At 30.4% G+C, this 11,602-nt stretch carries 8 protein-coding genes and 1 riboswitch; of the genes, 5 read left to right on the top strand and 3 right to left on the bottom strand.

The genetic code is table 11. From position 1 onward, the window contains the following. Positions 1–200: 200 nt before the first annotated feature. Positions 201–962 carry a 5'/3'-nucleotidase SurE gene (gene surE / locus ACJDTP_RS01435; RefSeq protein WP_406760275.1) on the top strand — a complete coding sequence of 254 codons (762 nt, stop codon included), beginning with the start codon at positions 201–203 and terminating at the stop codon, positions 960–962. A 32-nt stretch (positions 963–994) separates the two neighbouring features. On the opposite strand, the gene ACJDTP_RS01430 is transcribed toward surE, so the two are convergent. Beyond that, positions 995–2,377, bottom strand: a complete 1,383-nt coding sequence (locus tag ACJDTP_RS01430; protein ID WP_103698180.1) for a DUF2334 domain-containing protein — start codon at positions 2,375–2,377, stop codon at positions 995–997. A gap of 651 nt (positions 2,378–3,028) precedes the next feature. Between ACJDTP_RS01430 and pflB (ACJDTP_RS01425) the strand changes: the two genes are divergently transcribed. The 3 genes from pflB (ACJDTP_RS01425) to pflB (ACJDTP_RS01415) all read left to right on the top strand — a co-directional run bounded on the left by pflB (ACJDTP_RS01425) (position 3,029) and on the right by pflB (ACJDTP_RS01415) (position 9,000). Then, positions 3,029–5,260, top strand: coding sequence for a formate C-acetyltransferase (pflB, locus tag ACJDTP_RS01425; RefSeq protein ID WP_406760274.1), 2,232 nt, complete (start codon positions 3,029–3,031; stop codon positions 5,258–5,260). A gap of 340 nt (positions 5,261–5,600) precedes the next feature. Further along, positions 5,601–6,326: a pyruvate formate-lyase-activating protein gene (gene pflA, locus ACJDTP_RS01420; protein WP_406760273.1), complete on the top strand. Its 726-nt coding sequence runs from the start codon at positions 5,601–5,603 to the stop codon at positions 6,324–6,326. A gap of 274 nt (positions 6,327–6,600) precedes the next feature. Beyond that, a riboswitch (ZMP/ZTP riboswitch) is annotated at positions 6,601–6,699 on the top strand. A 69-nt stretch (positions 6,700–6,768) separates the two neighbouring features. After that, positions 6,769–9,000, top strand: coding sequence for a formate C-acetyltransferase (gene pflB, locus ACJDTP_RS01415; RefSeq protein ID WP_406760272.1), 2,232 nt, complete (start codon positions 6,769–6,771; stop codon positions 8,998–9,000). A 239-nt stretch (positions 9,001–9,239) separates the two neighbouring features. On the opposite strand, the gene ACJDTP_RS01410 is transcribed toward pflB (ACJDTP_RS01415), so the two are convergent. Both ACJDTP_RS01410 and ACJDTP_RS01405 read right to left on the bottom strand, forming a co-directional pair. Then, complete coding sequence (locus tag ACJDTP_RS01410; RefSeq protein WP_011968355.1) at positions 9,240–9,401, bottom strand: rubredoxin; 162 nt, start codon at positions 9,399–9,401, stop codon at positions 9,240–9,242. Between the two features lie 160 nt (positions 9,402–9,561). Next, complete coding sequence (locus tag ACJDTP_RS01405) at positions 9,562–10,191, bottom strand: 3'-5' exonuclease (RefSeq protein ID WP_078116436.1); 630 nt, start codon at positions 10,189–10,191, stop codon at positions 9,562–9,564. Positions 10,192–10,453: 262 nt separating this feature from the next. Here ACJDTP_RS01405 and ACJDTP_RS01400 point away from each other — a divergent pair, with 262 nt between their 5' ends. After that, positions 10,454–11,404 carry an L-lactate dehydrogenase gene (locus ACJDTP_RS01400; RefSeq protein WP_077840238.1) on the top strand — a complete coding sequence of 317 codons (951 nt, stop codon included), beginning with the start codon at positions 10,454–10,456 and terminating at the stop codon, positions 11,402–11,404. Positions 11,405–11,602 lie beyond the last annotated feature (198 nt).

Here is an 11,602-nt window from a genome sequence, read left to right as displayed (position 1 = left end):
GCTGGAATATCTTAATGGTAAGTTGTTCCACTTTCGCTTGTCCTGTGCTTGTCACAGGAGCATGCAGAAGTGGTGCAACTTTCTATTTAGATATTCCCAGAGAAATTTTTCACAGTCCTGAGGAACATATATGTATTCTATTTCGGGTGTTCATTGCTTCACATTAAGTTGTGATCAAATACATTTACAAGGAGGGAAAGATGAATATTTTAATTACTAACGACGATGGAATAAATGCACCAGGAATAATTGCTTTAGCTAAGGAAATTTCTAAGGAGAATAAGGTTATAATTGTTGCACCAAAGGATCAAAAAAGCGCTTCTAGCCATTCAATATCTATTCATAGTCCGATTAAAATCAAAGAAGAATTTATTGAAGGCTTAGATTGCAAGGCTTATAGTGTGGCGGGAACGCCTGCTGATTGTACTCAAGTTGGGTTATCTTTTTTGAAAGAGAATATAGATCTTGTAATATCTGGAATAAATAAGGGACCAAATGTAGGGACTGATATTTTATATTCAGGTACGGTATCGGCAGCAATAGAAGGAACCATATATGGAATTCCATCAATTGCGGTTTCAATGGATGTTGAATATGGGAAAGATGATGAGGATTATTCTAAGGCTGTAAAATGGGCGATAAAAGTTTTAAATATTGCAAAGAAAGAATACTTAAAAAGTGATGTAGTATTAAATCTTAATATTCCAAATTTTAATGAAAGAGATATAAAGGGCATCAAAGTCTGTAAGATTGGAAGGTCCACATATAAAACAGAATATATACTTTTAGAAAGTAATGAAGAAGGTGACTTGTATACAACGAAAGGAACAAGAAATGCTATCAAGGAAGAAGAAAGTGATTTATATTATCTATCTCAAGGATATGTTACATTAACACCGCTTCATTTTGATTTTACTAATTTTGCAATATTAAGTGATGTTACGAAAATATTTGAAAAATAAAGGCTTGTCATATGAATGGCAAGCCTTCTGTATTACTTATTTATAAGTTTATCAATATGAACGGTAGTATAATCATTATCTTTAAGTGCTTTTACTATTTGTTGCAAAGGTGAACGTGCATCATAATTCACGTTAAGTGTGTTTCCATTTAGGTTAAAGTTTATATAATCTATTTCTATAGATGGATGATAATAAAAGCTATTAAGCGTATCAGCATCTCCTTCATTAATAGTATTTACCATACGAGTTGTATCTGTTGATGGATCAGCTATACGACCTAATGGAGTTGGGACAAATAAGTGAGAATCATCTGGCTTATATATGTTCTTTTTTGTATAATCATATGGCTCGTATATGAACTGAAAATATTCACTAATTATTTTCTTTTGTTGCTCAGTATCTCTGTAATGAGGGCTTTCGTAATACGAGATAGGAATGTTTAGAGCACTTGCAGTATCTATACCTTTTTCGATTACTGCTCTAGTCTCAGCCTCTGTACTATTTACGTCTTTAGACATTTCTTCACCAGTTCCACTCGCATCATTGCCAGATTGATGGGTATATCCGTGTAAACCTATTTCTCCGCCTTTATTAAGAGCATAATCTAATACATTTATAAATCCTACATTTACAATGTTATCATTCGTCAACAAATCATTATCAAAATTTGCTGAAGGAACTACAAATCTAGGTATCCATGAAATATGAAATTTTAGTCCTTGGGAAAATAGCAAATTAGCCATTATCTTTATTTTTGTTTGATTCTTATCTACAACATTTGTATAACCGCAACCAAAATCTTCAAAACGTATTAAACCAATTTTATCGCTATATAGTATAGCTGAATCTTCTGGTTCCTTTACATCGTTAGGTATTAAACTTATATTTTTGTTCTGAAAGTCAAATACGGCAAATAAATCAAAAATCTCTTCTATATCTGAAATTGAAATATAATAGCTTCCATTATTGTTAAGTAAGTTACCACGAAGAGTACCCTTTCTAGAATTCTTTTCATAAGTGGTTTCATTTAATAAAATTTTATTACTATCATTGTATATTGATATGGAATTATTAGAAGTATCTAAAGTATAATTAAGTTTACTGCAAATAAAAGTTAGTGGTAAATAATATCTTTGGGCTTTTAGCAGCATTGGAACATTAGTTAGATTTCCTGTATTCAAAATATTTAGGGTTACATCATTTACCTTTGTTACAGGCTTGTCTGAAAATTTAATTTTGGGTGTATATGTACTTTTAAATTTTTCCTCTGGTAACATACTTGAGTATAATGTTTTATTAATAATAGTTAGATTCTTTCTAAAAAAATTAAAATAAGAAAGAACTTGATATAATATAAAGACAGATAGAGCTATTGATAAAAAAGAAAATAAAGATAGTTTAGCATTCCTTTGCATATGTTTTCTCCCCTTTGAATTATGTATAAACAATATTGTAACAAAATTATATCATTATTTTGTGTCAATTATTTTGTACAAATGTTAAATTTATGTTAGAAATTCTAAAAAAAGTTGACAAAGAAAACTTTTTAGTATAGTTTTATAGCCTCATAAGTTTAAACTGTGAAATTCAGAAATGGATTTTAAAAGGTTAAAGAATATTTGAAATTTATAAACGCAAATAATAGCATGTTTAAAACGTTTTCTAATAATACTAATATGTTAATAGAAATTGATTTATACACCTAAAGAAAAAATATAACAGATTTAAGAAATGGTAAAGGTTATGAAATTAACAGTATAGTAATCTAGAGATAAATGAATCAATAACTTGAGTTATTTATCAATAATATTTTTCATAAATTAAAGATACTATCTTAATTAGTGATAAGTGAAAAGTTAAAAGGGAGGATTTTAGAAGTATTATTTTATGAAAAGCCTATGGCTTTTCTTCACTGCCAATAGTTTTATTGACAAAAAGTGAAATTAATTACTAATTGATAAAAGATATCATTGACATGCCTTTGATTAAAGTATACAATAATGGTATGAATTAATTGATTAAAAATTAACAAAGTTTTTAATCAAAAGTATAAAGGAGGAAAACTAATGTTTAAACAATGGGATGGATTTAAAAACGGAACATGGCAAGAGAGTATTGACGTAAGAAACTTTATACAAAAAAATTATAAGTTATATGAAGGAGATTCAACTTTCCTAGAAGATAAAACTGAAAAAACAAGTAAAGTATGGGCGAGAGCTTATGAATTAATAGTAGAAGAAGTTAAAAAAGGAATTATAGATGTAGCAACTGATAGAGTATCAGGAATAGATAACTATGAACCTGGATATATAGATAAAGATAACGAAGTTATAGTTGGGCTTCAAACAGATGCACCACTTAAGAGAATAGTAAATCCATTTGGTGGAATGAGAATGGTTCAAAGCTCTTTAAAAGAATATGGATATGAGTTAGATAAAAATATCGAAGAGTATTTTCCTAAGTATAGAAAGACTCACAACGAAGGTGTATTTGATGCGTATACAAAAGAAATAAGGGCAGCAAGAAGTGCTGGACTATTAACCGGCCTACCAGATGCGTACGGTAGAGGAAGAATAATAGGTGATTATAGAAGAGTAGCTCTTTATGGTATAGATTACTTAATAGAAGAAAAGAAAAAGGATCTTGATAATCTAAATGGTGATATGCTTGATGAATTGGTAAGAAAAAGAGAAGAAGTTTCAATGCAGATCAGAGCTTTAGGCGAAGTAAAATCAATGGCAGCAAAATATGGAATTGATATATCTAAGCCAGCATCAAATGCAAGAGAAGCAGCACAACATTTATACTTTGGTTACTTAGCAGGAATTAAGGAAAACAATGGAGCTGCAACATCATTTGGAAGAACTTCAACTTTCTTAGATATTTATATTGAAAGGGATTTAGAAGCCGGATTAATTACAGAAAAAGAAGCTCAAGAAATAGTTGATCAATTAATCATAAAGTTAAGATTGGTTAGACACTTAAGAACTCCAGAATATAATGAATTATTTGGAGGGGACCCAACTTGGGTAACTGAGTCAATTGGCGGTATAGGTATAAACGGGAAGCCTCTTGTTACTAAGAATTCATTTAGATATCTTCATACATTAATAAATTTAGGAACATCAGCAGAGCCAAACTTAACAGTTTTATGGTCAGATAAACTTCCAGAAAACTTTAAGAAATATTGTGCAGAAATCTCAATAAAGACAGATTCGATTCAATATGAAAATGATGAAGTTATGAGACCAGTTTATGGAGATGATTATGCTATAGCTTGTTGCGTATCAGCTATGAAGGTTGGTAAACAAATGCAGTTCTTTGGAGCTAGAGCAAATATAGCTAAATCACTTTTATATGCTATAAATGGTGGAGTAGATGAATTAAAAGGTATTAAGGTAGTACCAGGAATTGAAAAACTTACAGACGAAGAGATTCTTGATTTTAATAAAGTAAAAGCAAATTACTTTAAAGTATTAGAATATGTAGCAAAAGTTTATGTAGATACAATGAACATAATCCATTTTATGCATGATAAATACGCTTATGAGGCAAGTCAAATGGCTCTTCATGATACAGCAGTAGAAAGATTAATGGCATTTGGTATTGCAGGTCTATCAGTAGCTATAGATTCATTATCAGCTATAAAATATGCAAAAGTTAGACCAATTAGAAATGAAGAAGGGATAACTGTAGATTTTGAAGTTGAAGGAGATTTCCCTAAATACGGAAATGATGATGACAGAGCAGATGATCTAGGCGTAGAATTAGTAACTAAATTCTCAAATGAGCTTAAGAAACATCCACTATACAGAGATGCAAAACATACATTATCAGCGCTAACAATCACATCAAATGTAATGTATGGTAAGAAAACAGGGACAACTCCAGATGGTAGAAAGAAAGGCGAACCACTTGCTCCAGGAGCAAATCCAATGCATGGAAGAGATATTAATGGAGCATTAGCATCACTTAACTCAGTAGCTAAAATACCATATAATGAAATTTGCCAAGACGGTGTATCGAATACATTCTCAATCGTTCCAGATGCACTTGGAAAAAATGAAGATCAAAAGATTAATAACCTAGTTGCAATATTAGATGGATATTTCACTCAAGGAGCTCATCATCTAAATGTTAATGTTCTTAACAGACAAACATTAATAGATGCAATGGAAAATCCAGATAAGTATCCAACACTTACAATAAGAGTATCAGGATATGCTGTTAACTTTAGCAGATTATCAAAAGAACAACAATTAGAAGTTATAAGCAGAACATTCCATGAGAGCATCTAATGAGAAGTACGGTAATGTATATTAGTTAAGGATTACTATAAAATAAGTTTTTGGAAGAAGGGGAAGGTGAACTTTCCCTTCTTTTGCCTTATGATGAATAAACAATACAGTTAGATAGTATTAAGTAATGATATGGTGTACCATATACAATTCTCTTAAATATTAATAAGCTTATTTAAGGGAATAATAAATTAATATATATTCTAAAAGTGTTAATTCAATAAGCATTCTCTTAAAATACTAAATAATATCCCAAAATAATTTTATAGAGGATGAATTATATTATTTAGAACTTATGTATATTAATTTGAAGTATAATAAAGTATAGGGGGTGTAACAAATGGTAAAAGGTAATGTTCATTCAATAGAGAGCATGGGTCTTGTGGACGGACCAGGAATTAGAGTAGTAGTGTTTTTGCAAGGTTGTGCGTTAAGATGTAAGTATTGTCATAATCCTGATACTTGGGCTACTAATGGTGGAGAGGAATATACTCCAGAACAGCTAGTTAATAAGGTTGAAAGATTTAAAACTTATTTTGCAAGTAGTGGAGGAGGAGTCACATTCTCAGGTGGAGAGCCTTTAAGGCAGCCAGAATTTCTACTAGAAACTCTTAAACTATGCAAAAGTAAAGGAATTAATACTTGTATTGATACAGCAGGTTATGGATTTGGTGATTATGATGAAATATTAAAATATACAGATTTAGTTTTATTTGATATAAAACATTTTACACCAGAAGGATACAAAAATATAACTTTAATGAATATAGATGAATCCTTGAAATTCTTAGAAGCGATGAAGAGAAATAATACAAAGATGTGGATAAGGCATGTTGTGGTTCCAGGATTAACAGATGATGTAGAACATTTAAAGGAACTTAAAAAATACATTGACGAGATACCTAATGTTGAGAAAGTAGAATTACTTCCATATCATTTATTAGGTACAAATAAGTATGAAGGACTAGGGATTAAATATCCTCTTGAAAATGTAAAAGCTATGGATAAAGAATTAATTAAAAAATACCAGAAAGAGATATTTGGAGATTATTCTTATGGCAAATAAGATGGGTTCAATGGGGATTTTAAATTTAGTATCAAAATTAACTTAATGCATTATCAAATAAAATAATAGGTCCAAAATTCTATGATTATTTTTCATTAGGTAAAGAAGCAAATTGGGCTTATAGCTAGTCTATTAGTGTAATCTGCTGATAGAAGCATAATGGAAAATAAGTTTTGCAGATGGATGCGTTATTTCTTGATTATACTTAACAATAATAAGTGTAAAATTATTCTTGTTGACAAACCAAATGGTTTAGTATTATTCTTATATTAGATATTAGTCATATGACTGACGGAAGTGGAGTTACCACATGAAGTATGACTAGGCGTATTATCTTATATGCCACAAAAAGCCGACCGTCTGGGCAAAAAAGCCTGGATTGTGTCGGCTTTTTTATATGGAAAAAATTATATAATTGAATTTATTTTAGGGAGGAAAAAATATGTTTAAACAATGGGAAGGATTCAAAAACGGAACATGGCAAGAGGGTATTGATGTAAGAAACTTTATACAGAAAAATTATAAGTTATACGAGGGAGATGGAAGTTTCTTAGAAGAGAAAACAGAAAGGACAAGCAAAGTTTGGGACAAAGCTTATGCCTTAATAGTTGAGGAAGTAAAAAAGGGAATAATTGATGTTGCTACAGATAGAGTATCAGGGATAGATAACTATGAACCTGGGTATATAGATAGAGATAACGAAGTTATAGTTGGGCTTCAAACAGATGCACCACTTAAGAGAATAGTAAATCCATTTGGTGGAATGAGAATGGTTCAAAGTTCATTAAAGGAATATGGATATGAACTTGATCCAGAAATTAATAATCATTTTTCAAAATATAGAAAGACTCACAATGAAGGTGTTTTTGATGCGTATACAAAAGAAATAAGAGCAGCAAGAAGTGCTGGATTATTAACTGGACTGCCAGATGCGTACGGTAGAGGAAGAATAATAGGTGATTATAGAAGAGTAGCTCTTTATGGTATAGATTACTTAATAGAGGAAAAGAAAAAGGATCTTGATAATCTAAACGGTGATATGCTTGATGAATTGGTAAGAAAAAGAGAAGAAGTTTCAATGCAGATCAGAGCTTTAGGCGAAGTAAAATCAATGGCAGGAAAATATGGAATTGATATATCTAAGCCAGCATCAAATGCAAGAGAAGCAGCACAACATTTATACTTTGGTTACTTAGCAGGAATTAAGGAAAACAATGGAGCTGCAACATCATTTGGAAGAACTTCAACTTTCTTAGATATTTATATTGAAAGGGATTTAGAAGCCGGATTAATTACAGAAAAAGAAGCTCAAGAAATAGTTGATCAATTAATCATAAAGTTAAGATTGGTAAGACACTTGAGAACTCCAGAATACAATGAGTTATTTGGAGGGGATCCAACTTGGGTAACTGAATCAATTGGTGGTGTTGGCATTAATGGTAAACCACTTGTAACTAAGAATTCATTTAGATATCTTCATACATTAATAAATCTAGGAACATCAGCAGAACCAAACTTAACAGTTTTATGGTCAGATAAACTTCCAGAAAACTTTAAAAAGTATTGTGCGGAAATCTCAATAAAGACAGATTCGATTCAATATGAAAATGATGAAGTTATGAGGCCAATATATGGAGATGATTATGCTATAGCTTGTTGTGTATCAGCTATGAAGGTTGGTAAACAAATGCAATTCTTTGGAGCTAGAGCCAATATAGCTAAATCACTTTTATATGCTATAAATGGTGGAGTAGATGAATTAAAAGGTATAAAAGTAGTACCAGGAATTGAAAAACTTACAGATGAAGAAATTCTTGATTTTGATAAAGTAAAGGCAAATTACTTCAAAGTATTGGAATATGTAGCAAAAGTTTATGTAGATACAATGAACATAATTCACTTTATGCATGATAAATACGCTTATGAGGCAAGTCAAATGGCTCTTCATGATACAGCAGTAGAAAGATTAATGGCATTTGGTATTGCAGGTCTATCAGTAGCTATAGATTCATTATCAGCTATAAAATATGCAAAAGTTAAGCCTATTAGAAATGAAGAAGGGATAGCTGTAGATTTTGAAGTTGAAGGAGATTTCCCTAAATACGGGAATGATGATGACAGAGCAGATGATCTAGGCGTAGAATTAGTAACTAAATTCTCTGGAGAGCTTAAAAAGCATCCTCTATACAGAAATGCAAAACATACATTATCAGCGCTAACAATCACATCAAATGTAATGTATGGTAAGAAGACTGGAACAACACCAGATGGAAGAAAGAAAGGTGAACCTTTAGCGCCAGGAGCAAATCCAATGCACGGTAGAGATATAAATGGAGCGTTGGCATCACTTAACTCAGTAGCTAAAATACCATACAATGAAATTTGTCAGGATGGTGTATCTAATACATTCTCAATCGTGCCAGATGCACTTGGAAAAAATGAAGATCAAAAGATTAATAATTTAGTTGCAATTTTGGATGGATATTTTACTCAAGGAGCTCATCACTTAAATGTTAATGTTCTTAACAGACAAACATTAATAGATGCGATGGAAAATCCAGATAAGTATCCAACACTTACAATAAGAGTTTCAGGATATGCTGTTAACTTTAGCAGATTATCAAAAGAACAACAATTAGAAGTTATAAGTAGAACATTCCATGAAAGTATTTAGTAAAATAAAATTATTCTGTTTATAGTAAAGTTTTTGATAAATTTGAATGTACTAAAATTTTAAGGAAATATAAATAGCTTGAAGCTAATAAATTAATTACAAATATAAAAAGACTATAGGACATAATAAAATACACCAGTCCATATAGTCTTTTTGATTTCATATGAAAATATTAATTTAAATTATCTTTAAGTATACTAATTTTTACGAGATGAGTTAAATATAATTTTTATAATGTGTTATTCTAGTACAGAAAAATTATCTTTGTTAAAAGCGCAAATGGGACATACCCAATAGTCAGGCAAATCATTAAAATCTACATGTGGAGCAATTCCACCATCAGGATCTCCAAGTTCTGGATCATAAATATATCCGCATACTTCACAAACATATTTTTTCATCTTATCACCTCATTTATAGTTTAAACAAGACAAGAATAAATTTTAAAACTGTTTAAATCTAAAATTTTAGATACCATAAAGAATATATATAGTAAAAACCACGAGTTATAGTATATTATATGATATTTTTATTGAGGTGTTAATTAATAAAAATTATATTTTATTTTAACCCATTAGAGTTCTTAGCTAGAATATTTGAAAAATATCCCTTTGGAAAGTACCCTTTCTTTAATCCTTCAATAACAGTTAAATATGTTGCAGCTGTATCAAATCTAGCATCATGATAATTTCCACTACCTTCAAATAATTTTTCAGATGTCTCAACAATTTGTTCGTTTGATATGTTTAACCAATCTATTACTTCAGATAATTTTGGATTTTTGATTTCTCCATTGGCCTTTGGAATCTTGCATATATCTCTATAGTAAGCCATAGTGCAGAAAACATTTTTTGGGTAAAAATCTTCTCCTAAAGAGAACAATTCATGTTTTAAAAATCTAACATCAAAATTAACATTATGACCGATTAGAAAATCAGCAGTCATAAAATCATCAAGAAATTCAGGTACTAAATCCTCAAAATATTGTCCATCAGATAATTCATAAAGCTTCTCTAAAGAAAAACCATGAATTTCTTGGGCAGAAGGGTCCATCTCATCGACTGTAAAAAAGAAGTTTTTACCAGTAGTTATCTGAGGTTTTGTACTAGCATCAACAGTTATGTAACTTAACTGACATATGCTGCCGGGTTTTATACTAGTGGTTTCTGTATCAAAAAATAATAATTTCATTAAAGTGTACCTCCATCTTCTGCGTAAAACATTTAAAAACAATTACGTCTATATGCTTACTAATAAATTCATTATTAAGTTGCTAAATTTAATTATATAGTATTTACGAAAAAATTCAAATAAGGTATAATCAGATAAGAATGATTATTAATTAATAAAATTGTTAGATAATAATTTAAGATGAAACTTGTTATGAGCAAATAATAAATTTGTTATCTGGAAAGAATAGAATTAATATTGGATTAATTAGGAGGAATATATAATGGTAGAAAGAAAACGTAAAATATCTGTGATTGGTGCAGGTTTTGTAGGTGCAACAACAGCATATGCATTAATGAATAGTGGAGTAGCTACAGAAATATGTTTATTTGATATAAATATGGATAAAGCAATGGGAGAAGTTATGGATTTAGTTCATGGTACTTCTTTTGTAAAGCCTGTTAGTATTTATGCAGGAAGTATTGAAGAAACTAGAGATTCAGATATAGTTATAATTACAGCTGGTGCAGCTCAAAAAGAAGGGGAAACTAGACTAGATCTTATTGAAAAAAATTACAATATATTTAAGAGCTTTGTTCCACAACTAGCAGCAGCAAGCCCAGATGCTATTTTGTTAGTAGTATCAAATCCATGTGATGTGCTTGCATATATAACTTATAAGTTATCTGGATTCCCTAAGGAAAGAGTAATAGCATCAGGAACTGTATTAGATACGTCAAGATTAAAATACGTTATTGGTAAATACTTTAATGTAAATAATAATAATATCCATGCATATGTTTTAGGAGAACATGGTGACAGCGAAGTTGTTAGCTGGAGTACTGCAAGCATAGCTGGAGAAACTTTTGAAGAATATGCTAAAAAGTTCAATTTAGAGTGGGATGATGATGTAAAATCAGTAATAGAAAGCGATGTTAAAAATGCAGCTTATGAAATAATAAGTAGGAAAAATGCGACTTATTTTGCTGTAGCATTAGCAGTAAATACAATAGTAGAAGCTATATTAAGAGACGAAAATACTATTTTAACTGTATCATGTTTGATGCAGGGAGAGTATGGAATAGAAGATGTTTACTTAGCGGTGCCAACAATTTTAAATAGTAAGGGTGTTGTAAGAATTGTAAACCCTGTTCTAAATGATGAAGAATTGAAAAAATTAAAAGAATCAGCAAGTGTTCTAAAAGGACATATCGAAAAAGTTGTGAATAAATAATTAAAATTAACTAAAGTTATTGTGTACTAGGCGAAATATAAAAATACTTGCAGTATGAGTAGGTTCTAAGTTTACTGCTGAACTCTCGAAAGGGAATATATGCGTTTGTTCTGGTTCTCTGAAGATTTTACCGGGTGATTCTAAGAACAGAAGTTGTGCCCAAAATGCTAGCATCAAAAGCAAATTTTGAACTAGCAT

Source organism: Candidatus Clostridium helianthi (assembly GCF_045310795.1).
Classification (GTDB): Bacteria; Bacillota; Clostridia; order Clostridiales; family Clostridiaceae; genus Clostridium; species Clostridium helianthi.
The sequence above is the reverse complement of the archived record's forward strand: the minus strand, read 5'-3'. Positions and strand labels throughout refer to the sequence as shown.